Below are 21,032 nucleotides of genomic sequence, written 5' to 3'. Positions count from 1 at the left end.
ATGGCCGATAATGGCCGTCCTCACCGCCCCCGCACCGAATCGAAGACGATGAGCGACATCCTGCAGACGATCCTGGCCCGCAAGGCCGAAGAAGTGGCCCAGCGCCGTGCCCAGCGTCCCCTCGAGGACCTGCAGGCCGCCGTGGCCAGCGCCCCGCCGGTACGTGGCTTCGTGCGCGCGCTGCAGGCGGCAGTGGCCAACGGCGATCCGGCGGTGATCGCCGAGGTGAAGAAGGCCAGCCCGTCCAAGGGTGTGATCCGCCCGGATTTCCGCCCAGCCGACATCGCCGTCAGCTATGAGTTCGGCGGCGCCAGCTGCCTGTCGGTGCTGACCGATGTGGACTTCTTCCAGGGTGCCGATGCCTACCTGCAGCAGGCCCGTGAGGCCTGCACGCTGCCGGTGCTGCGCAAGGACTTCGTGATCGACGCCTACCAGGTGTACGAGGCGCGCGTGCTGGGTGCCGACTGCATCCTGCTGATCGTCGCTGCGCTGGACGACACGCAGTTGGCCACGCTGTCCGAACTGGCGATGTCGCTGGGCATGGACGTACTGGTGGAAGTGCACGACATCGACGAGCTGGAGCGTGCGCTGCAGGTACCGGCACCGATGATCGGCATCAACAACCGCAACCTGCGCACCTTCGAGGTGTCGCTGCAGACCACGCTGGACATGCAGAAGGCGGTGCCGCGCGATCGCCTGCTGGTCACCGAGAGCGGCATCCTCGGTCCGCAGGACGTGGCGCTGATGCGCGATGCCGGCATCCACTCGTTCCTGGTGGGCGAAGCCTTCATGCGCGTGGAAGAGCCGGGCGAGGGCCTGCGTCAGCTATTCTTCGCGGCATGAAAACGCATTATCCGACGCCGCGCGACGATGCGCCGCTGGTGGTCTTCGATTTCGACCACACCCTCTACGATGGCGATTCGGGTACTCACCTGTTCGCTTCGCTGATCAAGCGCAACCCGCTGCGCATGCTGGCGGCGCTGCTGGTCACGCCGATCGCCGGGCCGATGGTGGCGCTGCTGCCGACCCGCCGTACCGGCATTTCGGTCTATGTGTGGATCGGCAGCTTCGGCCTGCACCGTGCGCGCGATTTCAACAAGGTGATCGACGCCTATGTGCTGCGCAACGAGGCGCAGATGCGCGCCAAGCTGCTGCCACAGGCGCTGGAGGTGTTCGCAGCGCACCGGGCCAAGGGTGACCGCGTGGTGGTTGCCACGGGCGCGCCACCAGAGCTGGCACGCGCGATCCTGGCCTTCGTCGCCCACCAGGACGTACCGGTGATCGGCACCGAGGTCGGCCCACGGCTGGGTGGCGTCGGCCCGACCCGCCACTGCCACAACGAAGAGAAGATGCGCATGCTGCGCGAGCGCGGCTACGGCGACATCGATATCGCCTACTCCGACAGCACCGCCGACCTGCCGTTGCTGCTGGCCGCCAAGGCGCCGGTGGTGGTGAACCCGAAGCCGGGTAGGGTGGACTTCTTCCGCCGCGTGCTGCCGGCCGGCACCCGCATCCTCAACTGGGGCTGCGTGGACCGCGGCGGTGACAAGGCGTAACGCGCGGAATCCGCCGGGGATGGGATGACGGAGTGCCGGGCTGCGACCCGGTAGTGCCGGCCGCTGGCCGGCAACTTCATGATTGCGGAAGGGCTTGCGGGGTTGCCGGCCAGCGGCCGGCACTACCGAATCCCGTGCAGCTAGCGCCGGGCCATGCCCGGCGAGCGCTCAGCGCGCCAGATACCCGGTCAGCGCATGCCCGATCTGGAACAGGCTGATGCCCAGCACCAGCACGCCCACGGCCACCAGCACCCAGCGCTCCTTCAGGCGCTTCACCAGCAGTGCGGCCACCGGCGCGGCCATCATGCCGCCGATCAGCAGGCCGGCCACGATCTGCAGGTGATGCAGCCCCATCGACAGCAGGAACGTTGCTGAAACTGTCAGGGTGACCACAAACTCGGCCGCGTTCACCGTGCCGATGGTGGTGCGTGCCTGGCCGCCGCGGGCCAGCAGGGTGGAGGTGGCCACCGGCCCCCAGCCGCCCCCGCCGCTGGCATCCAGGAAGCCGGCGACGAAGCCCAGCACGGGCACCCGCTTGACCTCGCCCTTGGGCATCAGGCGGCCGGCGGCACGTGCCAGGATGATGATGGCCAGCACCAGCAGGTACAGGTAGATGAGCGGGCGGATCACCTCGCCGGGCAGCTGGGTCAGGCCGTAGGCACCCACGGCGCCGCCCACGGCGCCGGGCAGCGCCAGGCGCAGGAACAGGCGCTTATCGACATTGCCGGCGACCAGATGCGACACGCCGGAGGCGCCAGTAGTGAACACCTCGGCGGTGTGGATGGCTGCACTGGCCTGCGCGGGCGGAATGCCCATGGCCAGCATCACCGACGACGACACCAGGCCGAACGCCATGCCCAGCGCGCCGTCCACCAGCTGGGCGCCCAGGCCGATGAGGATGAACCACCAGAATGCGCTGCTCAGTTCCATGCACCGAGCCTAGCGCGTGAAAGAGTGCGGACCAAGGTCCGCACCCACCGGGTGCTCAACGATCAACGGGTGCCGTACAGCACCACGGTCTTGCCGCGGGCGTGCAACAGGCCGTCGGTCTGCAGCTTCTTCAGCACGCGGCCGGCCATTTCGCGCGAGCAGCCGACCAAGCGGGCCAGTTCCTGGCGCGAGACGCGCAGCTGGCTGCCCTGCGGATGGCTCATCGCCTCCGGCTCCTGCGCCAGGTCGTGCAGGGTGCGCACGATCCGGTCGGTAACGTCCAGGAATGCCAGGCGGCTGGCCTTGCGGCTGGTGTCGAGCAGGCGCTTGGAGATCTGCTGGCCCAGCGCGTACAGCAGGCGCGGGGCATCGGCCGACAGCGGGCCGAGGAACAGCTGGTGCAGGCGCTCGTAGCTGATTTCGGCCAGCTCGCAGGCGGTACGGGTCCTCAGGATCACCTCGCGGCGGTCCGATTCAACGAACAGGCCCATCTCGCCGACGAACTCGCCGGCACCGAAGTAGCCCAGCACCAGCTCGCGATCGTCATCTTCCTCGGCCATGATCGAAACCGAGCCGCTGATGACGTAATACAGGGTTCCCGCCGGGTCACCGGGTCGGAAGACGTCGGTACGGGTGGGGTATCGCCGCCTGTGGCTGTGCGCCAGGAAACGATCGATTGTGGCGATATCCAGGGCCAGTGGACTGCTAGCTAGGCGCACGGTTGACACGATAGGAGCGCTCCCTCTGCGCATGAACGGATTCACGGGGTCGATAGCGGAGCTTAACCAGCGCAATTGTTAAGGGCAAACAGTGTGCCAGATGTGAGCGCTCTTCACGTTCCCCCCGGGGGCAGTTTGCCCCATAATTCCCCCTTTCCCTTCTTACACAGGAATCGACCGCCGTGGTCAAGCCGTTGCCTCGCCTGAGGCTGCAGGGTTTCAACAACCTCACCAAGGCGCTGAGCTTCAACATCTATGACGTGTGTTACGCGCGCACCGAAGAGGAGCGTCAGCGTTACATTGAATACATCGATGAAGAGTACAACGCCGACAGGCTGACTCAAATCTTGACCGATGTCGCCGAGATCATCGGCGCCAACATCCTGAACGTGGCCCGCCAGGACTACGATCCGCAGGGTGCCTCGGTGACCATCCTGATCTCCGAAGAACCGGTGATCGACAAGAAGCAGGCCGGCAAGGAGCTGATCTCCGATGCCGTGGTCGCGCACATGGACAAGTCGCACATCACCGTGCACACCTATCCGGAAACGCACCCGCAGGAAGGTATCGCCACCTTCCGCGCCGACATCGACGTGGCCACCTGCGGCGTCATTTCGCCGTTGAAGGCGTTGAACTACCTGATCGAAAGCCTCGAGTCGGACATCGTGATCATGGACTACCGCGTCCGTGGCTTCACCCGCGATGTGAAGGGCAAGAAGCACTACATCGATCACAAGATCAACTCGATCCAGAACTTCCTGGCCAAGAACATCAAGTCGCGTTACGAGATGTTCGACGTCAACGTCTATCAGGAAAACATCTTCCACACGAAGATGCACCTGAAGGACTTCGACCTGGACCAGTACCTGTTCGAGGAAAAGGCCAAGAACCTGTCGTTCAAGGAACGCATGAAGATCGAAGCGCTGCTCAAGCGCGAGATCGAAGAGCTGTTCCACGGCCGGAACCTGTCCGAGTAAGCCCCATGTGCGATGCCCGCAGGCATCGCCGCCCAGGCGGGACGACCCGCCCCGTGGAACCAGTGCCCCCGCACGCGTTACAGTTCCACGGTGATGTACCGACCCACGGCCCGGTGTGAAAACACCGGGCCGTTTCGTTTTTCTCAAAAAAGGTAAGGAGCCCCCACCCATGCCCTGGATCTACCTGCTGCTGGCCGGCCTGTTCGAGATCGGTTTCGCCCTCGGAATGAAGTACTCCGAAGGCTTCAGCAAACCCCTTCCCACCGCTGCCACGGTCGTGTCCGCGCTGATCAGCCTGTACCTGATGAGCCAGGCGATGAAGAGCATCCCGGTCGGTACCGCCTACGCGATCTGGACCGGTATCGGTGCCATGGGCGTAGCGGTGCTGGGCATCTACCTGTTCAACGACAGCGCATCGCCGGCCCGCCTGGCCTGCGTGGGCCTGATCGTGGCCGGTGTGATCGGCCTGAAGCTGGTCTCGCCCAATTAACTGGTAGTGCCAGCCGCTGGCCGGCAACCTCCGGATCTTCTGCGGCGTCTGCGTGGTTGCCGGCCAGCGGCCGGCACTACCTGGCGGTCACAGCCGGTAGGCGATGGCCTTCATGACCTTGGAGGCCAGCGCCATCGCGCCCGGGATCGGGAACGGCAGGCGGCGTGCGCCGGCCTGCTCGGCGTGGTCCGCATGCCGGGCCTCGTCTTCTTTCATCACGGCGATGACCGCGCGGCTGCGCAGGTCGCCGGCCGGCAGGTCGACCAGGTGCTCGTCCAGATGGGCTTCCACCTGGCGCTCGGTCTCGACCACGAAGCCCAGGTTCCAGCCGTCGCCGCGCAGCCCGGCCAGGGTGCCGATGGTGTAGCTGCCGGCGTACCAGAGCGGGTTGAACAGGCTCGGACGGCTGTCCAGTTCGCCCAGGCGAGTGGCGCACCAGGCCAGGTGGTCGGTTTCTTCCTGGGCCGCTTCCAGCAGGTGTTCACGCGTGGCCGGGTCGCGGGCCACGGCCGCCTGGCCGAAGTACAGGCCCTGTGCGCAGACCTCGCCGACGTGGTTGATCCGCATCAGGCCGGCCGCGTGGCGGCGTTCGGTGCTGTCCATGCCCGGCTCGTCGGTGTCCGCAGCCGGATAGGGGCGGGCCGCCGGCGGGTTGCCGAACACCGTGTCCAGGGCGCGCTGCGCCTCGGTCAGCAGGTGGTCCAGCGGGGTGATCTGGCGGAGCACGGTCATGGCGGTACACGGTGGGGCGGAAGACCCCGCGATTCTCGCCCGACCCCGTCCCCCTGCCAACCCGGTCAAGGGCCGGCTTGCAACGGGGGGCTGACCTGCGTACAATCCCGCCTCTTACGCTTCACCTTTTCACAACGCGTGGCAGAGTTCCGGCGAGCCTTTCGCCGCAATGAGCCCGACCTAACCTAGAGTTCTTCATGAGCACTTTCACTGCCAAGAACGAGACCGTCCAGCGCGACTGGTACCTCGTCGACGCCGAGGGCAAGACCCTGGGCCGTCTCGCCACCGAGCTGGCCCGCCGTCTGCGTGGCAAGCACAAGCCGGTCTACACCCCGCACGTTGATACCGGCGACTACCTGGTCGTCATCAATGCAGAAAAGATTGCCGTCACCGGCAAGAAGCTGCAGGACAAGATGTATCACCGTTTCACCGGTTACATCGGCAACCTGAAGACCGAATCCCTGGCACAGGCGCTGGAGCGCCACCCGGAGCGCGTGATCGAGATCGCCGTGAAGGGCATGCTGCCGAAGGGCCCGCTGGGTCGCCAGATGTACCGCAAGCTCAAGGTCTACGCCGGCACTGAGCATCCGCACGCCGCACAGCAGCCGCAGGTTCTGGATATCTAATCATGGCTATCACTCAAAACTACGGCACTGGCCGCCGCAAGTCCTCCACCGCTCGCGTGTTCCTGCGCAAGGGTTCGGGCAACATCACCGTCAATGGCCGTCCGCTGGACGAGTTCTTCGGTCGTGAGACCGCGCGCATGATCGTGCGCCAGCCGCTCGAGCTGACCAAGAACACCGAAAGCTTCGACATCCTGGTCACCGCCGCTGGCGGCGGCACCACCGGCCAGGCCGGTGCGATCCGTCTGGGCATCGCCCGTGCTCTGGTCGAGTACGACGAAACCCTGAAGTCCGAGCTGCGCAAGGCTGGCTTCATGACCCGTGACGCCCGTGAAGTCGAGCGTAAGAAGGTCGGTCTGCACAAGGCCCGCCGCGCCACCCAGTTCTCCAAGCGCTGATCTACCGCGCCTGGTTGGGCTCCTTCGGGGGCCCGCTGGTTGGACAAGCAAAAGCCCAGCTTCGGCCGGGCTTTTGTCGTTCTGGGGTTGCGCATTTCGAGGTTGCCGGCCAGCGGCCGGCACTACCCGTGGTCCGCATGCCTGACCCCGGTCTCTGTCTGGAGAAGAGCCCCCTTGTTGTTCAAGGGGGTGCGCCGACAGGCGCGGGGATAAGGTGGAATGCGCGACCAAATTAAAAGCAAAAGGCCAGATCTTTCGATCTGGCCTTTTGCTTTTAATTTGGCTGCCCCGGATGGATTCGAACCACCGAATGCCTGAGTCAGAGTCAGGTGCCTTACCGCTTGGCGACGGGGCAAAACGTGCAACTATTTTCTCACTTTTCACACTGAAAAACAACTTGATTTTCAGTGTGGTGGCTATGGGTGGACTCGAACCACCGACCCCAGCATTATGAGTGCTGTGCTCTAACCGGCTGAGCTACATAGCCTTGGTGAGCCCGCTATTCTGCGGATGTGTATCGCCCCTGTCAACACTTTTGTATCGTGCTTGTGGGCCGACAGGCGGCATGGGATAGTCCCGACCAGTAGATTTTTTAGGAGTCCGCATCGTGATCGATCCGGACGGCTATCGACCGAACGTCGGCATTGTGCTGATGCGGCAGGACGGCCAGGTGTTCTGGGCACGACGTGTGCGCCGGGACGGCTGGCAGTTCCCGCAGGGTGGCATGAATACCGACGAGACGCCTGTCGAGGCCATGTATCGTGAACTGCAGGAAGAGACCGGCCTGCTGCCTGAGCACGTGGAAGTGCTCGGGGCAACGCCCGGCTGGCTGCGCTACAAGCTGCCGGCGCGGGCCATCCGCCGCAACGAGCGGCAGGTCTGCATCGGCCAGAAGCAGGTCTGGTTCCTGCTGCGCCTGACCGGAGACGAGTCCCACGTGAAGCTGGACCACACCGACTCCCCCGAGTTTGACCACTGGCGCTGGGTGGACTTCTGGTACCCGGTGGAGCACGTGGTGATGTTCAAGCGTGGCGTCTATGCGCGCGCCTTGCGACATCTGGCGCCGTTGGCGCGCGGGGTGGCCGGGCAGGGCGTGACCGCCATGCCCAAGAGCGCTGCGGAAGCCTGGATGCCGGGCCATACCGCCGGGCATGACCGCCCACGCAAGCGCCCACGGACCCGCGGCTACTGGCCGAAGAAGGCCACCGGCGATGGTCCGGCCACGTGAACGGCTGAACCGTATCGAGAATGGTTCAGGTCTCTGATTGACAACCATTCTCGTTTCCATTGGAATAGCCAACAGGCCACTCTTGGCCTGTCAGCCCGGTTCACGCCTGTGTACGTCTGCATCTGCAACGGAGTCACCGACCACCAGATCCGCGAAGCCGCCAGCCATGGCGTCAGCACGGTGGCCGAACTGACCATGCGCACCGGTTGTGGTGCCACCTGCGGTTCCTGCCTGGACATGGCCGGCGATCTGCTGGCCAAGGCGCGTGCCACCCACGATCTGCCGCTGCCGGTCCTCGGTCTGGCCCAGGTCGCCTGATCGTCTCTTTCGCGGCGCGTTGACGCCGCGCTTTCGCATCCTTCACGTGCCGCCGCACAGGCCAATGCGCACGATTCGCGTTCCTTCACGGCCGCGCGCAAGGCGTTAAAGTGCCTGCGTTTTCAGCGTGCAGGAGCACCCCCATGAAGGGCGACACCAAGGTCATCGAATTCCTCAACAAGGTCCTCTACAACGAGCTGACCGCGATCAACCAGTACTTCCTGCACGCCAAGATGCTGAAGAACTGGGGCATCAAGGAGCTGGCCGAACACGAGTACAAGGAATCGATCGACGAGATGAAGCATGCCGACATGCTTGCCGACCGCATCCTGTTCCTCGAAGGCCTGCCGAATTTCCAGGCGCTGGGCAAGCTGCGCATCGGCGAGAACCCGACCGAGATCCTGCAGTGCGACCTGTCGCTGGAGCGCGACGGCGTAGTGACCCTGCGCGAGGCCGTGGCCTACTCCGATTCGGTGGGCGACTACGTCAGCCGCCAGCTGTTCGTGAAGATCCTCGACTCGGAAGAAGAGCACATCGACTGGCTGGAAACCCAGCTCGACCTGATCGAGCGTATCGGCGAGCCGAAGTACCTGCTCAGCAAGCTGGAAGAGTGACGTAGCGTCGAGCTTGCTCGACTGTGATCAGCATGGCGATGGTCGAGCAAGCTCGACGCTACCGATGCTGTGCCAGGTAGCCCGTCAGCGCCACGCGCGCCCGGGCGAATTCGGCAACCAGCAGCGCCACCGCCACTGCGGGGCGCTGCAGGCTGCCACTACGGGCTTCGTGCTCGATCCGCTGCGCGATTGCCGACAGCGACAACGCCCCCACGTTCGCACTCGATGATTTAAGGCTGTGGGCGATTGCCTGCAGTCGCGGCTCGTCGCTGCTCTGCGCGGCGTGCTGCAGCTGCTGCACCATCGCCGGCGCATCCTCCAGGAACACCGAGACGATCTGGAGGGCGGTATCGCCGATCACCGCCTGCAGTTCGTCCAGCACATCACGGTCCAGCACCGGTTGCGTCACCGCTTGGCTTTTCGTCTCTTGTAGAGCCGGGCCATGCTCGGCTGGCGGGATTCCACTGGCCCCGGATGCTTCGCCGTCGAGCAAGCTCGACGCTACGACATCGCGTGATCGCTGCCCCCAGCGCTTCAACAGCGCATGCAAGGTGGCGCGTGCGATCGGCTTGGACAGGTAATCGTCCATGCCGGCCTGCAGGCAGCGTTCGCGGTCACCGGCCATGGCGTTGGCCGTCATCGCGATGATCGGCAACCGCGAGCACCCGGTTTCCGTTTCTTCCGCACGCCAGCGGCGCGTGGCGGCGTAGCCGTCCAGCACCGGCATCTGGCAATCCATCAGCACCACGTCCACGCCGCCTTCGCGAAGGGCGGCCAGTGCCTGCTTGCCGTCGGCGGCGTTGCGCACCTCGCACTGGAACACGCGCAGCAGATGCTCGGCCACCATCCGGTTGACCGTGTTGTCTTCCACCAGCAGCACGCGCAGGTGCAATGGCGGCAGCGTCGGTGCGGGCAAGCCGTCTTCGGCATTGGCCAGCAGGGCGGCAGGGCGGGCAGGCGTGGCAGGCGCCGCCAGCAGTGCATGCAGGGCTGCATCATCGAAATGCGGGAGCAGCTGGCGTTGGCGCGGGCGTTGTGCAGGCGTGTCTTCCTGCAGCCACAGTACCTGCAGTGCATCATCGTCGCCGCGCTCGGCCAGCGCCTGCTGCAGCGTGACCTCGCCGTTGCGGCGGGTGCGGGAATCGACAATCAGCCATGCCGGTGCTGGTTGTCCGGGCCGCGCGGGAGCGCGCAGGCGCTCGACCACGGCATCCAGCTGTGCCAGCACCTGCACCTGCAGCCCATGGTGGGCGGCGATGCGCTCGATGCGTGCCTGCAGCGTTGCATCGGCGCTGAACAACAGTAGCGCTGCGGGGGCGCGCGCCATCGCAGGCAGGTCGCCGGGCACTTTCAGCAGCGGGATCTCGAACCAGAACGTTGCACCCTGGCCGGGCGTGGACTGCACGCCGATCTGCCCGTGCATCAGGTCGATGATGCGCTTGCAGATGGCCAGGCCCAGGCCGGTGCCACCGTAGATGCGCGTGGTCGAGGCATCGGCCTGGCTGAAGGACTGGAACAGGCGTGCCTGCAGTGCCTCATCGATGCCGATGCCGGTGTCGATGATCTCGAAGCGCAGCTGGTGCTGGGCCGCACCTTCGCCCAGGCGCTGCACGCGCAGCTGCACCTGGCCGCGGGCGGTGAACTTGATGGCGTTGGCCAGCAGGTTGCTCAGCACCTGGCGCAGGCGTACCGGGTCGCCGCGCACCGGCAGGCGCACCGATGGGTCAAGCTGCAGGGCCAGGGACAGGCCCTTGGCATCGGCGGCGCGCTGCATCAGCTGCACCACGCCATCGAGCAGGTCGCGCAGGTTGAAGCTGGTGATCTCCAGTTCCAGCGCCTGCGCTTCCAGCCGGGAGTAGTCGAGGATGTCGTCGACGATGCGCAGCAGCTGCTGTGAACTGGCCGAAGCGGTGGCCAGCATCTGCCGCTGGTCCTCACCCAGCGGCCCGCGCGCGATCAGCTCCAGCATCGGCAGGATGCCGTTGAGCGGCGTGCGGATCTCGTGGCTCATCGTGGCCAGGAACTCGCCCTTGGCCAGCACGGCCGCTTCGGCGGCCTGCTTGGCCTGCAGCAGCTGCTGTTCCAGCTGGCCCTGGCGTTCGGTGGTATGGCGCAGCTGGTCGCGCTCGGCGGCCAGCGCGCTGTGCTCGCGCTGCAGCTGGGCCAGTGCCCGGTTGCGCGCGCGCAGGCGCAGGCCCAACAGCAGCAGTGCGACGGCCGCAGCAAGGGCAACCAGCAGCACGCCCCACAGCGGCACCTCAGAGCACCGCGTTGTGGAAGTCGAAGTTCAGGTCACTGCCGGCCGACTGCACCATGTTGCCCTGGATGTAATCGACGCCGCCGACCCACATCGCTGCTGCGGCCTGCGGGTCCTCGATCTGCTGGCCGATGATCTGCAGCCCGGCGGCATGCGCCTGTTCGATCGCCTTGCGCAGTTCCTCGCGCGTGGCAGGGTTGGAATGGCTGCTGGAGAAGCGCGCGGCCATGCGCACGAACGACAGCGGCAGCTGGGTCAGCAGTGCATCGGCTTCGCCACTGGGTTCGAACTGGCTCAGGCAGAAGCGCACGCCGGCGCCGGCCATGCGCTGGCAGAACTGCTGCAGCGGCACGGTGTGGATCAGCGCGTCGGGCAGGCGCACGTCGATCACCAGTGCACTGCCGGGCAGGTCACGCTGCTGCAGCGATTCCAGCAGCCAGTCGCCAAAGGCATCGCGCTGCAGCGTGCGCAGCGACTGCGAAACGAACAGGTTCAGCGGTTGCGTTGCGTGCCGGTAAAGGTCCAGCAGGCCCAGCGCATGGTCCATCACCTGCTGGTCGAGGTCGGCGATGCGGCCTGCCGCTTCGGCGGCGGGAATCACCTGGCCGGCCGCAAGCACCGTGCCGTCGGCCTGGCGCAGGCGCAGCAGCAGCTGGTACTGCGCGGAGTTGCCACCGGCGACGGCGACGATCGGCTGATAGGCCAGCTCCAGCTGGCCCTCCAGCAGTGCCAGGTGTTCCTGTTCGGTGACGGCCTGGCGGTGCACATGGCCTGCCACGCCGGCGCTGAGCAGGCGTGCCTGCAGGGTGGTGCGCTCGACCGCTTCCAGTGCAGCGTTGGCATCGTCGAAGCCCGGCGACAGCGGCGCGTAACCCACCACGCCGCGCAGATGCACCGATTCATCATCGCGGATCACGAAGGCGCGCGCCGAGAGCTGCTCACGCAGGGTCGCGGCGATGCTTTCCAGGCTGTCTTCATCGGTATTGCGGGCCAGCAGCAGGAAGCTGTTGTCGTTCAGGCGTGCCAGCAGGTGCGGATGGCCGGCCTCGGCCAGGCGCTGCCCGGCCTGCACCATCAGGCGCTCGAAGGCGGCGTAGCCATAGCGTTCGCGCAGGCCCAGCGCGCTGGCCACTTCAATGAAGAACACGCCGCCCCGGTCGCGATGGGTGAGGGTGGCGTTGAGTTGCTGCAGCACGTGGTGACGTGTCGGCAGGCCGGTTTCCGGATTGCTGGTGGCCGGTGCGCCGGTAGCACCAGGCAGGGTCGCTGCCTGCGCACGTGCGCGGCGGATGCGGTTGGCCACGGCGGCGATCAGGTGGCGGGGGCGGATCGGCTTGCTCAGATAATCGTCGGCGCCGCTGTCGAGCACCTCGAACTGGCGTTCCGGGTCCGGATCGCCGCTCAGGAACACGATCGGCAGCAACTGCAGGCCAGGCTGCTGGCGGATCAGCGCGGTCAGGCGCATGCCGTCCAGGCCGGGCAGGTGCAGGTCCATCAGGATCAGGTCGGGCCGATGCTCCTTGATCGCCTGCAGCGCGCCGTCGGCATCGCTGTGCACGATCGCCTGCATGCCGGCGCCATGCAGCACGCTCTGTGCGAACAGGGCCTGCGCGCGGTCGTCCTCGACGATCAGCACGCGGTAGGGCGAATCGGAGGGCGGCGGCGCCTGGTCGTTGTTGCCAGCCTCGGCCAGCACGGCCGGGGCCGGCAATGGCGGCGGTGCGCTGCCGATCGATGCGGGTGCGTCGGAGGCGGCCAGCGGCGGAACCGCGGCCGGCGCTGCGGCGACCGCGCTCGCCGGTTCAGCGGTCCAGCGTTGCCAATGATCGGCCGGAGGGGTTTCAGCGCGTCCCGGGCGGGCGCCCGCGGGGGATTCGTTTGCGGCCATCGGTGCTCCTGGTGTTCGCGTCCATTATGCGACAAGCCCGGCGATCAACCGGTACCGGGCTGGCGTGGACTGTCGGGCGACGCACTGCGTGCCAGCCAGCGCACGCCCTTCCACAAGGTGCGCCAGACCAGCCACACCAGCAGCGCGCCGGCCAGGCTGCAGGCCAGCACCACGATCAGCGCGATCCACGGGTGTGCCAGGGCCAGGGCCAGGCCACCGACCACCACGGTGTCCTCGGCGGCGGAGGCCACCCAGTTGCTGGCAGGCTCGGGCGATGTATTGAGCAGGGCGCGGGTGCCGGCCTTCAGGCCATGGCTGGCCAGCGCGACACCGGCACCGGCAGCAAGTGCGCCGGTGCCCAGCTGCCCATCCGGCGACAGCGTGGCTGCGGCAAGGAAGGCACCTGCGGGTACGCGTGCCAGGGTCTGCACCAGATCCCACGCCGAGTCGACGCCGGGAATCTTGTCGGCGAAGAATTCGGTCACCGCCAGCGCTGCCGAGGTGCCCAGCACCCACCACGATTCCGTGGCCTGCAGGGCCGGCGGCAGGTCGACCCAGCCGAGCAGGCCGGCCAGGCCGACACCGAACACGGTGAGGTAGACGCGGATGCCGGCCAGCCAGGCCAGCAGGATGCCGATCACGAACAGGTGGGCTTCGGTCATGGCGATGCTCCGGCGACGGAACTGTGCAGGGGACCACACTATCGACGATGGCATGCCTGAACGCCACAGACGGTGGCTCGCCACTGCGCAGGAAACCCACCCGTCCTGTCATACACTAGCCCGTCGTTTGCCACAGGGGCCGTACCGGTGTCGCCCTCGCGATGCCCCGGAATCCACCCATGACCAACCGTCCTCCCATGCGCGTGCAGGTTCGCCTGCCCGGCGCGCCGCAACCGCCGGCCGACCGTCGCCGCCTGCTGGTGATCGGCGGCATCTGGCTGCTCAGCCTGGTGCTGGCCGTGCTGGGTGGCTGCTGGATGGCCACGCCGCGCGATGCACAGGGCCAGCGCCTGCAGGCCGCCGAGAAGCGCGCCGAGACGTTGCAGGCGCAGCTGACCGAACTGCGCCAGAAGCAGGCCACGCTGGAAGCCTCCGACCGCATCAGCCGCGCCGCCAACACCGAGGTGCAGTCCTCGCTGGCCGAACGCGATGAGGAAATCGCCGGCCTGCGTGCCGACGTTGCCTTCTATGAGCGCCTGGTGGGTTCGACCAGCCAGCGCAAGGGCCTGAACACCCATTCGATCGAGTTCAGCCCGGAAGCGGCCGGCACCTGGCAGTACACCGCCGTGCTGACACAGAACCTCAACCGCGGCGCCATCAGCCAGGGGCAGATGCGTTTCACCGTGGAAGGCGTCAAGAACGGCAAGCTGGCCACGATCAGCTGGGATGATCTGCACCAGCGCAGCAAGGTACCGGGACAGGATTACTCGTTCCGGTACTTCCAGCAGCTCACCGGCAGCGTGATGCTGCCGGCTGACTTCACCCCGCAACGCGTGCGGGTGACATTGGGGAGTGGTACGGGGGGTACCACCCAGGTATTCGACTGGAAACAGGCCGGTGCGCCGGCCGCCAAAGGGGAGTAGGCAGATGTTCGGAAGCAGCAAATCCAACCGTGAAGGCCAGCTGGTGGTGGATGCCCTGATCGGCAACCAGGTGGTGATCCGCGGTGATGTGGAATTCAGTGGTGGCCTGTATGTGGAAGGCCGCATCCACGGCAAGGTGATCGCTGCCGAAGGCGCCAGTGGCGCGACCCTGACGGTCGCCGAGCATGGCGTGATCGAAGGTGAGATCCGTGCCCAGGTGGTGGTCATCAGTGGACGCCTGGACGGCGACGTGCATGCCACCGAGAAGGTCGAACTGACCCCGAGCGCGCGGGTCAATGGCAACGTCCATTACCAGGTGGTGGAGATGAATGCGGGTGCCCAGCTGAACGGCCGCCTGATCCATGCCAGCGCCCCGATGGCGGCCCTGCCGGCCCCGGAAGGTGATGAGGCCAATGGCGGCAAGGGTGACACCGCCGCACGCCGCAAGCTGGCCGAGGCGATGGCTTGAAAGCCATCGTCGGCACCCCCATGCTGACACCATGAGCACGCTAGTCTCCCTGCCCGGCGCCACCCCGGTTGCCGCGCCCGATTACCAGTCGCTGGAGCGCCCGCTGAACTTCACCGAGTCGGCGGCCGCCAAGGTCAAATCCCTGATCCAGGAAGAGGGCAACCCCGACCTGGCCCTGCGCGTGTACATCGAAGGCGGTGGCTGTTCGGGCTTCCAGTACGGGTTCGAGTTCGACGAGAACCGTGCCGAGGATGATCTGGCGGTACAGACCAGCGGGGTGACCCTGCTGGTCGACCCGCTGAGCCTGCAGTACCTGATGGGCGCCGAGGTGGACTACACCGAGAGCCTGACCGGTGCCCAGTTCGTGATCCGCAACCCGAACGCCAAGACCACCTGCGGCTGCGGCAGCAGCTTCAGCATGTAAGAGGCCTGTGGCCGGAAGGTGCCAACCAAGGTTGGCACCTCTGTAGATCCACGCCATGCGTGGATGCTGTGCCTGCACGCCCACACCGGCAGATTGCGCACAGCGCCGAACTTGCCACCTGCATCGATTGGCGGCACGCTTGCCGGATGCCCAATACTCCTTCGCCGCTTTCCGGTTTCGCTTTCGTTGGCGAACCGCTGGAGCGCGCCGATGCCCTGCGCGACGATGCCGATGCACTGGCGCGCCTGTGGCCGGGCGCGCGCATTCTCGTGCTCGATCAGGACGGCAGCGCCTTCACCGGCGATGACGACCAGCCGCTGGCGCTGACCGGCGCCGACATCGGCGGCGGCCCCGGTGCCGCGATCTTCCTTGGCCTGCGTGGCGAGCAGGCCTGGTTCTCGGTCGAAGCCGCCAACGTTACCGTCACGGCCCCGCGCCGCCTCGACCTGCGCCAGGCCGCACTGCTGTGGCCGATGGCCGATGCGACCGCCTTCAGCTACGCCCGCGGCATGTCCTACTGGCATTCGCGCACCCGCTTCTGCGGCGTGTGCGGCGGCGCCGTGGCGTTTGCCCGTGGCGGCTTCGTCGGTCGCTGCGGGCAGTGCGCCACCGAGCATTACCCGCGTGTCGACCCCGCCGTGATCGTCGCCGTGGAAAACCAGGGCCGGCTGCTGCTGGGCCGGCAGTCGAACTGGGCACCGCGGCGTTACTCGGTGCTGGCCGGCTTCGTCGAACCCGGCGAGACCTTCGAGCAGACCGTGGTGCGTGAAGTGCACGAGGAGAGCAAGGTACGGGTGACCGCCTGCCAGTACCTCGGTTCGCAGCCGTGGCCGTTCCCGGGCGCGCTGATGATCGGTTTCCGTGCACAGGCGCAGGATGACCTGCCGACCGTGGATGGCGAGCTGGAAGATGCGCGCTGGTTCAGTGCCGACGAGGTCGGCGCGGCACTGGCACGCGATGTGGAGGACGATGGCCAGGGCATCCGCCTGTCGCCGCCGATCTCGATTTCGCGCGGCCTGATCGAACACTGGTACCGGCAGCAGAAGGGCTGAGCGGGGCTGACGGTGGCGCCTGTATTGCCGCCACCTGAACACGGCCCGGGTTACAGTCCGGTTCACCGCTGAGGGCGCCGCTGCGACAGGTAAGGTAGCGACGCCGAGCGTTCTGTTTCGTAGGGAGACCTGCCATGTTCACCACTCTGGCCGCCGTGCTGGTGGCACTGGCCCTGGGCCATGTTGCCCCGGCCGCTGCCGCCTCGCTGCGCCGTTTCGACGGCTTCCGGCGTTGGCTGGGCTGGCTGGACGCGCGCGGTGGCAAGGCCTGGCAGGGGCCGGCAGGCGTTGCCCTGGCACTGCTGCCGCCGCTGCTGCTGATGGCGCTGCTGGCGTGGTTGCTGCGTGGGGTGCTGTTCGGCCTGCCGTCGCTGCTGCTGGGCGTGGCGGTGCTGGCGTGGTGCTGGGGCCCGCGCGATCTGGACCGCGATATCGAAGCGATCATCGATGCCGATGACGCGGCGACGCGCCAGGCCGCGGTGCGTAACCTGCAGGCGGCCGGTGGCAGCCTGCGCGAGGACATTCCGTCACTGGTCGAGGCAACCGTGCTCAACGCCTTGCGGCGCTGGTTCGCGGTGCTGTTCTGGTTCCTGCTGCTGGGCCCGGCCGGTGCTCTCGGTTACCGGCTGCTGGCGCTGATGGCGGAAAGCCCGATGCGTGCCCGCGTGCCGGTGGAGCCGCTGGCGCTGGCGCAGCGCCTGCTGGGCTGGATCGAGTGGCCGGTGGCGCAGCTGATGGCATTTTCGATGGCGCTGGTGGGCAACTTCGATACGGCGTGGAAGGCCTGGCGCCAGGCCCACGGCGAGCGCCTGGCCGGCAACATCGGCTTCCTGGGCGCGGTGGCGCGGGCCAGCGTCAATGCCGAGCTGCGCGAGGATGCGCACGATTACACCGAGGCGGGGCTGTTGCCGGTGTGGCAGCGGTTGCCGGACCTGCGGGATGCGATGAGCCTGGTGTGGCGGATGCTGCTGCTGTGGCTGGCGATCCTCGCCCTGCTGGTGATTGCAGGCTGGGTGACGTAGTTGCTTTGCAGGGCTTGCAGCCCTGCACCTGCAGAGGCAACAGCAAGAGCAACAGCTGGATTGCTGCGGGTTGGCGGGGTGGGTCGGATGGCGGGGGACGCCGTGAATCCGTCCGTGGAGGCTTGGTCGCCGCATCCATGCGGCTCACACCCCCGCCATCCGACCCACCCCGCCTTCGACAGATTCCCGCGGCTGTTGGTAGGTGTCGACCTTGGTCGACACGGTAGATCCACGCCATGCGTGGATGCAGAGCGAAGCGATCCGCTTCCGCTTCCGCTTTTGATCTTCTCTTTCTTTTCCGTGGTGGACGCACACGGAAACTGTCCGTGGCCGGGCGGGATGGGTTTGCGGGGGTGTCCGCGGCATGGGCCCGAGGCATGCCTCGGGCGGGTTGGGCAGGAGGCTCAACCCCGGTCTTGCCGTGTGCGCAGGACAGCGCACACGAGCAAGCCGCGGCCAAGCCTCCACGGACGGATTCACGGCGTCCCCCGCAAACCCATCCCGCCCGGCCAACCCCATGATCGACAAACGCCGCCCACCACGAGGGGCTGCGCCGTTGGCTGGAAACCTAGATCGGTGCCAGTGCAGTGAACGGCGCCCACGGCAGGTTGCGCAGCAGCGCATACCCGGGCAGCACCCAGAGCCAGAACACGGGATTGGCCAGCACCCGCATCAGCGGGTCGAGCACACGCGGGCGGATGCCGGCGATGTTCAGCAGCATCAACAACAGGAACGGCAGGCTGATGACCAGCAGCGGGTTCATCGCCATCGCGCCGGGCAGGTCGAAGTGGACCAGGGAATACAGGCAGCGCGTGCTGCCACAGCCCGGGCAGTACAGGCCGGTCAGCGCGTACAGCGGGCAGCTCGGCAGGGGATTGCCGGCGACATACGGATTGACGTTGCGCAGCACCACCGTGGCACCCACGGCCAGGCCGGCGGAAACCAGCAGCGGTGCCCAGCGGGCGAGTCGGGAACGAGCGGGAAGCGCGGACATGCAACAACGGATCCGGCGCAGGCGCCGGATCCGTCCAGGCGTATCAGTAGTTGCCGTTGCTCATCGCGCCCATGCCGCCGAGCACAACGAAGAACAGCACGTACAGCACGACCAGCACGACCCAGGCGATGGCCGACCACATGGCCCACTTCTTGGCCTTGGCGGCGGAGTCCTGGGCGCCGGCGATGTCGCCGGCCGCCAGCTTGCCGTTGACCTGGGCGGCGTAGACGATCGACACGATGCCGGCCGGCAGGCAGCAGAACAGGGTGGTCAGGATCGCCCAGACCAGGTTGTTCGGGACCTGCGGAGTAGCAGTATTCATGGGTTCAAGCTCCTTGATGGGTGGTGGTGGTGAATCATTGGTCGGAAAGAGCGCCCAGTACGGCCAAGCCGCCGAACAGCCCGAACCACAACAGCAACAGGACCGGCAGGGCCACGGCCGAAGCCACCGCCCACCAGCCCGCCTTGCGCGACGCACTGTAGGCCCCCGGCAGGTCGCCGGCCGCGCGGCGGCCATCGACCTGGGAGGCGTACACGATCGACACCACGCCCAACGGCAGGCAGCAGAAAAGCGTCGTCAGGATCGCCCAGACCAGATGGTTGGGGATGTAGACCGGACGGCTGAGCGGTGGTGGTTGATTCAAAGCGAGACTCCATTCCTTGGTGGCCGGCCATGATGAATCGGCCGGACCTCCCCCCTGTGGGTGCGTAATCTACCGCAACCTGCGTTGCATGTATGCGTTTACAGTCACGACATGTCGCGTACACCACTGGACGATGACGTATGTGGGGGAGTCCGCTGGGCCCGCTCGGCGGGCCCATCTCGTCAGGCGTGATCGCCGCGCAGGGCCCGCACCTGGGCCTCCAGCACCGGTGCGCTGGTGCTGTGGCCATCCACGGCCGCTGCCGCCACCACCTCGACGGTGGCGCGGAAACGGCGCGGCACGCGCATGCGGCCCAGGCGGCTGTCGCGCCGGCTCCACATGCTCGACCACATGCCGCGCAGCGCCATCGGCACCACCGGCACCGGCCGCCGTTCGAGGATCTTCTCGACGCCGGACTTGAACGGTGCCATCGCGCCATCCTTGGTCAGCGCGCCTTCCGGGAAGATGCAGACCAGCTCGCCTTCGGCCAGCGCAGCGTCGATGTCATCGAACGCGCGCTGCATCAGCGCCGGGTCTTCGCGCGCACCGGCGATCGGGATCGCCTTGGCGGTCCGGAAGATCCAGCGCATCACCGGAATGTTGAAGATCTTGTAGTACATGACGAAGCGCACCGGGCGCGGGATCGTCGCCGACAGGATCAGTGCGTCCATGTAGCTGACATGGTTGCAGACCAGCAGCGCGGCGCCCTCGTCCGGCACGTTGGCCTCGATGCCGTGCGGGCGCAGGCGGTACAGGGTGCGCACCATCAGCCAGCTGAGGAAGCGCATCAGGAATTCGGGGACGATGGTGAAGATGTAGATCGCCACCAGTGCGTTGGCGATGGCCAGCGCCAGGAACTGCTGCGGGATGGTCCAGTGCAGCAGCTTGTGCGCGGCCAGCGACAGCAGGGCTGCGCCGACGATGAAACCGGAGTTCTGGATGTTCAGCGCCGCAAACACGCGCGACATCTGCGCCTTCGGCGTGCGGCTCTGGATCAGCGCGAACAGCGGCACCACGAAGATGCCGGTGAACAGGCCGATGCCGATCAGGTCGATGACGATGCGGATGCTGCCCGGCTGCTGCAGGAACGTCCCGATGGTCAGTCCGTGCACGGTCGCTTCGCCACTGCGGGCGAAATACAGGTCGAGCAGGAACGCGGTCATGCCGAACGCACCCAGCGGCACCAGGCCGATTTCCACCGTGCGTGCCGACAGCTTCTCGCACAGCAGCGAACCGATGCCGGTGCCGACCGAGAACAGGGCCAGGGCGAACAGATACAGCTTGGGTTCGCCGCCGAGGTTGGCCAACGCGTAATTGGGCAGCTGCGATGTCAGCACGGTACCGACGAACCAGAACCAGGATACCCCGAGGATGGCGTTGCGCACCGCCTTCTGCTGCCGTGCCATGCGCAGCACGACCCGCGACTCCGGCAAGGGGTTCCAGTTGATCTTCAGGCTCGGATCGCCGGCGTCGACCTTGGGAATCAGGCGCGCCGCGATGTTGCCGCAGATGGCCAGAGCGATCACCGCTGTGGCTGCCACGATCGGACCGTAGCTGCCCGCAAGCAGGAATACAGAGCCGCCGATGATCATGCCGGACAGGATCGAGATCGAAGTACCCATCTCGACCAGGCCGTTGCCGCCGGTCAGTTCCTCGGGTTTCAGCACCGAGGGCAGTACCGAGTACTTTACCGGGCCGAACAGGGTCGACTGCATGCCGGTACAGAACAGGGCGACCAGCAGGAACGGCAGGTTCTCGGTGATGAAACCGACAGCCGCCATCGACATGATCACGATCTCCATGGTGGTGGTGATCACGATCAGCCGCGATTTTTCCAGTTTGTCGGCGATCTGCCCGGCCAGCGCCGAGAACAGGAAGTACGGCAGGATGAAGATGGCTGGCGCCAGCGTGGTGTAAAGCGAACGCTGCTCCTCCGAAACGCCCAGATAGAACAACAGGCCGATGATCGCCTGCCGGTACACGTTGTCGTTGAACGCTCCGAGCGCCTGGACGACGAAGAACGGCAGGAAACGGCGCTGGCGCAGCAGGGCGAACTGGTTGTGACCGGACATGGAGCCTCCTTGACCGGCGCAGCCTAGCATTCCTGCCTAT

The 21,032-nt window shown here is 66.6% G+C and carries 24 protein-coding genes and 2 tRNA genes; 14 read left to right on the top strand and 12 right to left on the bottom strand.

The annotated features are described in order from the left end of the window. Positions 1–48 precede the first annotated feature (48 nt). Positions 49–843, top strand: a complete 795-nt coding sequence (trpC, locus tag ACZLHH_RS21860) for an indole-3-glycerol phosphate synthase TrpC (RefSeq protein ID WP_049401666.1) — start codon at positions 49–51, stop codon at positions 841–843. Continuing rightward, positions 840–1,556 (top strand): haloacid dehalogenase-like hydrolase, encoded by a 717-nt coding sequence (locus ACZLHH_RS21855; protein WP_032127168.1) that lies wholly within the window; start codon positions 840–842, stop codon positions 1,554–1,556. Before trpC ends, ACZLHH_RS21855 begins: the two co-directional genes overlap by 4 nt. Before the next feature lie 168 nt (positions 1,557–1,724). Here ACZLHH_RS21855 and ACZLHH_RS21850 read toward each other — a convergent pair whose 3' ends face one another. Next, positions 1,725–2,486 (bottom strand): sulfite exporter TauE/SafE family protein, encoded by a 762-nt coding sequence (locus ACZLHH_RS21850; RefSeq protein ID WP_014038735.1) that lies wholly within the window; start codon positions 2,484–2,486, stop codon positions 1,725–1,727. A gap of 62 nt (positions 2,487–2,548) precedes the next feature. Further along, positions 2,549–3,238 carry a cAMP-activated global transcriptional regulator CRP gene (gene crp, locus ACZLHH_RS21845; protein WP_010482649.1) on the bottom strand — a complete coding sequence of 230 codons (690 nt, stop codon included), beginning with the start codon at positions 3,236–3,238 and terminating at the stop codon, positions 2,549–2,551. A gap of 149 nt (positions 3,239–3,387) precedes the next feature. On the opposite strand from crp, the gene speD reads away from it, so the two are divergent. Together speD and ACZLHH_RS21835 are read left to right on the top strand one after the other, a co-directional pair. Further along, on the top strand, positions 3,388–4,182 hold the full coding sequence (speD, locus tag ACZLHH_RS21840) for an adenosylmethionine decarboxylase (protein WP_006473908.1): 795 nt from the start codon (positions 3,388–3,390) through the stop codon (positions 4,180–4,182). Between the two features lie 169 nt (positions 4,183–4,351). After that, positions 4,352–4,672, top strand: a complete 321-nt coding sequence (locus ACZLHH_RS21835; RefSeq protein ID WP_005411314.1) for a DMT family transporter — start codon at positions 4,352–4,354, stop codon at positions 4,670–4,672. 87 nt (positions 4,673–4,759) lie between these two features. On the opposite strand, the gene coq7 is transcribed toward ACZLHH_RS21835, so the two are convergent. Then, on the bottom strand, positions 4,760–5,404 hold the full coding sequence (coq7, locus tag ACZLHH_RS21830) for a 2-polyprenyl-3-methyl-6-methoxy-1,4-benzoquinone monooxygenase (RefSeq protein WP_180845321.1): 645 nt from the start codon (positions 5,402–5,404) through the stop codon (positions 4,760–4,762). Between the two features lie 197 nt (positions 5,405–5,601). Here coq7 and rplM point away from each other — a divergent pair, with 197 nt between their 5' ends. Then, positions 5,602–6,030, top strand: a complete 429-nt coding sequence (rplM, locus tag ACZLHH_RS21825) for a 50S ribosomal protein L13 (RefSeq protein WP_005414692.1) — start codon at positions 5,602–5,604, stop codon at positions 6,028–6,030. 2 nt (positions 6,031–6,032) lie between these two features. Beyond that, a complete protein-coding gene (gene rpsI / locus ACZLHH_RS21820) occupies positions 6,033–6,425 on the top strand; it encodes a 30S ribosomal protein S9 (RefSeq protein ID WP_005411311.1) in 393 nt (130 codons plus the stop codon). A 280-nt stretch (positions 6,426–6,705) separates the two neighbouring features. On the opposite strand, the gene ACZLHH_RS21815 is transcribed toward rpsI, so the two are convergent. Both ACZLHH_RS21815 and ACZLHH_RS21810 read right to left on the bottom strand, forming a co-directional pair. Then, positions 6,706–6,780, bottom strand: a tRNA-Gln gene (locus tag ACZLHH_RS21815). 55 nt (positions 6,781–6,835) lie between these two features. Then, positions 6,836–6,912, bottom strand: a tRNA-Met gene (locus ACZLHH_RS21810). 120 nt (positions 6,913–7,032) lie between these two features. On the opposite strand from ACZLHH_RS21810, the gene ACZLHH_RS21805 reads away from it, so the two are divergent. From ACZLHH_RS21805 to bfr, 3 genes are all read left to right on the top strand, one after another. Beyond that, positions 7,033–7,653, top strand: a complete 621-nt coding sequence (locus ACZLHH_RS21805) for an RNA pyrophosphohydrolase (protein ID WP_032127170.1) — start codon at positions 7,033–7,035, stop codon at positions 7,651–7,653. Between the two features lie 108 nt (positions 7,654–7,761). After that, positions 7,762–7,971: a (2Fe-2S)-binding protein gene (locus ACZLHH_RS21800; RefSeq protein WP_005411309.1), complete on the top strand. Its 210-nt coding sequence runs from the start codon at positions 7,762–7,764 to the stop codon at positions 7,969–7,971. A 143-nt stretch (positions 7,972–8,114) separates the two neighbouring features. Next, positions 8,115–8,585 (top strand): bacterioferritin, encoded by a 471-nt coding sequence (gene bfr / locus ACZLHH_RS21795; RefSeq protein WP_005419804.1) that lies wholly within the window; start codon positions 8,115–8,117, stop codon positions 8,583–8,585. Positions 8,586–8,643: 58 nt separating this feature from the next. Here the strand turns inward: bfr and ACZLHH_RS21790 are convergent, their stop codons facing one another. Genes ACZLHH_RS21790 through ACZLHH_RS21780 form a run of 3 tightly spaced genes read right to left on the bottom strand, consistent with a single transcriptional unit; the run spans position 8,644 to position 13,392 of the window. Next, positions 8,644–10,842 carry an ATP-binding protein gene (locus ACZLHH_RS21790; RefSeq protein ID WP_180845320.1) on the bottom strand — a complete coding sequence of 733 codons (2,199 nt, stop codon included), beginning with the start codon at positions 10,840–10,842 and terminating at the stop codon, positions 8,644–8,646. Position 10,843: 1 nt separating this feature from the next. Then, positions 10,844–12,730 (bottom strand): EAL domain-containing protein, encoded by a 1,887-nt coding sequence (locus ACZLHH_RS21785; protein ID WP_180845319.1) that lies wholly within the window; start codon positions 12,728–12,730, stop codon positions 10,844–10,846. A 44-nt stretch (positions 12,731–12,774) separates the two neighbouring features. Continuing rightward, a complete protein-coding gene (locus ACZLHH_RS21780; protein ID WP_005411305.1) occupies positions 12,775–13,392 on the bottom strand; it encodes a DUF4126 domain-containing protein in 618 nt (205 codons plus the stop codon). A 179-nt stretch (positions 13,393–13,571) separates the two neighbouring features. Between ACZLHH_RS21780 and ACZLHH_RS21775 the strand changes: the two genes are divergently transcribed. The 5 genes from ACZLHH_RS21775 (at position 13,572) to ampE (ending at position 17,282) form a co-directional block, all read left to right on the top strand. Continuing rightward, the gene (locus ACZLHH_RS21775; protein WP_019336613.1) at positions 13,572–14,315 is read left to right on the top strand and encodes a DUF6776 family protein; all 744 of its coding nucleotides are present in this window, start codon (positions 13,572–13,574) and stop codon (positions 14,313–14,315) included. Between the two features lie 4 nt (positions 14,316–14,319). Continuing rightward, positions 14,320–14,784, top strand: a complete 465-nt coding sequence (locus ACZLHH_RS21770) for a bactofilin family protein (protein ID WP_006398829.1) — start codon at positions 14,320–14,322, stop codon at positions 14,782–14,784. Positions 14,785–14,815: 31 nt separating this feature from the next. After that, entirely contained in the window at positions 14,816–15,208 is a 393-nt protein-coding gene (gene erpA / locus ACZLHH_RS21765; protein WP_005419789.1) for an iron-sulfur cluster insertion protein ErpA, read from the top strand. Positions 15,209–15,354: 146 nt separating this feature from the next. After that, the gene (nudC, locus tag ACZLHH_RS21760; RefSeq protein ID WP_032127201.1) at positions 15,355–16,260 is read left to right on the top strand and encodes an NAD(+) diphosphatase; all 906 of its coding nucleotides are present in this window, start codon (positions 15,355–15,357) and stop codon (positions 16,258–16,260) included. Positions 16,261–16,394: 134 nt separating this feature from the next. Beyond that, positions 16,395–17,282, top strand: a complete 888-nt coding sequence (ampE, locus tag ACZLHH_RS21755) for a regulatory signaling modulator protein AmpE (RefSeq protein WP_032127176.1) — start codon at positions 16,395–16,397, stop codon at positions 17,280–17,282. A gap of 568 nt (positions 17,283–17,850) precedes the next feature. Here the strand turns inward: ampE and ACZLHH_RS21750 are convergent. From ACZLHH_RS21750 to ACZLHH_RS21735, 4 genes are all read right to left on the bottom strand, one after another. Then, positions 17,851–18,276: a DUF2752 domain-containing protein gene (locus ACZLHH_RS21750; RefSeq protein ID WP_006473646.1), complete on the bottom strand. Its 426-nt coding sequence runs from the start codon at positions 18,274–18,276 to the stop codon at positions 17,851–17,853. Between the two features lie 43 nt (positions 18,277–18,319). Continuing rightward, positions 18,320–18,598, bottom strand: a complete 279-nt coding sequence (locus ACZLHH_RS21745) for a CD225/dispanin family protein (protein ID WP_032127177.1) — start codon at positions 18,596–18,598, stop codon at positions 18,320–18,322. A gap of 34 nt (positions 18,599–18,632) precedes the next feature. After that, positions 18,633–18,920 (bottom strand): CD225/dispanin family protein, encoded by a 288-nt coding sequence (locus ACZLHH_RS21740; protein WP_005419784.1) that lies wholly within the window; start codon positions 18,918–18,920, stop codon positions 18,633–18,635. Positions 18,921–19,102: 182 nt separating this feature from the next. Then, positions 19,103–20,992, bottom strand: coding sequence for an MFS transporter (locus ACZLHH_RS21735; protein ID WP_180845318.1), 1,890 nt, complete (start codon positions 20,990–20,992; stop codon positions 19,103–19,105). Positions 20,993–21,032 lie beyond the last annotated feature (40 nt).

The organism is Stenotrophomonas sp. 28608_Sma (assembly GCF_056486185.1).
Note: the sequence above shows the minus strand (reverse complement) of the source record. Positions and strands in the feature narration are given on the sequence as shown.

Excerpts from the sequence above, each read along its gene's own strand:
- erpA (WP_005419789.1), top strand. The coding sequence starts at position 14,816 with ATGAGCACGCTAGTCTCCCTGCCCGGCGCCACCCCGGTTGCCGCGCCC.
- bfr (WP_005419804.1), top strand. The coding sequence starts at position 8,115 with ATGAAGGGCGACACCAAGGTCATCGAATTCCTCAACAAGGTCCTCTAC.
- ACZLHH_RS21835 (WP_005411314.1), top strand. The coding sequence starts at position 4,352 with ATGCCCTGGATCTACCTGCTGCTGGCCGGCCTGTTCGAGATCGGTTTC.
- trpC (WP_049401666.1), top strand. The coding sequence starts at position 49 with ATGAGCGACATCCTGCAGACGATCCTGGCCCGCAAGGCCGAAGAAGTG.
- ACZLHH_RS21770 (WP_006398829.1), top strand. The coding sequence starts at position 14,320 with ATGTTCGGAAGCAGCAAATCCAACCGTGAAGGCCAGCTGGTGGTGGAT.
- ACZLHH_RS21745 (WP_032127177.1), bottom strand. The coding sequence starts at position 18,598 with ATGAATACTGCTACTCCGCAGGTCCCGAACAACCTGGTCTGGGCGATC.
- coq7 (WP_180845321.1), bottom strand. The coding sequence starts at position 5,404 with ATGACCGTGCTCCGCCAGATCACCCCGCTGGACCACCTGCTGACCGAG.
- ampE (WP_032127176.1), top strand. The coding sequence starts at position 16,395 with ATGTTCACCACTCTGGCCGCCGTGCTGGTGGCACTGGCCCTGGGCCAT.
- ACZLHH_RS21775 (WP_019336613.1), top strand. The coding sequence starts at position 13,572 with ATGACCAACCGTCCTCCCATGCGCGTGCAGGTTCGCCTGCCCGGCGCG.
- ACZLHH_RS21785 (WP_180845319.1), bottom strand. The coding sequence starts at position 12,730 with ATGGCCGCAAACGAATCCCCCGCGGGCGCCCGCCCGGGACGCGCTGAA.
- ACZLHH_RS21855 (WP_032127168.1), top strand. The coding sequence starts at position 840 with ATGAAAACGCATTATCCGACGCCGCGCGACGATGCGCCGCTGGTGGTC.
- ACZLHH_RS21750 (WP_006473646.1), bottom strand. The coding sequence starts at position 18,276 with ATGTCCGCGCTTCCCGCTCGTTCCCGACTCGCCCGCTGGGCACCGCTG.
- ACZLHH_RS21850 (WP_014038735.1), bottom strand. The coding sequence starts at position 2,486 with ATGGAACTGAGCAGCGCATTCTGGTGGTTCATCCTCATCGGCCTGGGC.
- ACZLHH_RS21780 (WP_005411305.1), bottom strand. The coding sequence starts at position 13,392 with ATGACCGAAGCCCACCTGTTCGTGATCGGCATCCTGCTGGCCTGGCTG.
- crp (WP_010482649.1), bottom strand. The coding sequence starts at position 3,238 with ATGCGCAGAGGGAGCGCTCCTATCGTGTCAACCGTGCGCCTAGCTAGC.
- ACZLHH_RS21735 (WP_180845318.1), bottom strand. The coding sequence starts at position 20,992 with ATGTCCGGTCACAACCAGTTCGCCCTGCTGCGCCAGCGCCGTTTCCTG.
- rpsI (WP_005411311.1), top strand. The coding sequence starts at position 6,033 with ATGGCTATCACTCAAAACTACGGCACTGGCCGCCGCAAGTCCTCCACC.
- rplM (WP_005414692.1), top strand. The coding sequence starts at position 5,602 with ATGAGCACTTTCACTGCCAAGAACGAGACCGTCCAGCGCGACTGGTAC.
- nudC (WP_032127201.1), top strand. The coding sequence starts at position 15,355 with ATGCCCAATACTCCTTCGCCGCTTTCCGGTTTCGCTTTCGTTGGCGAA.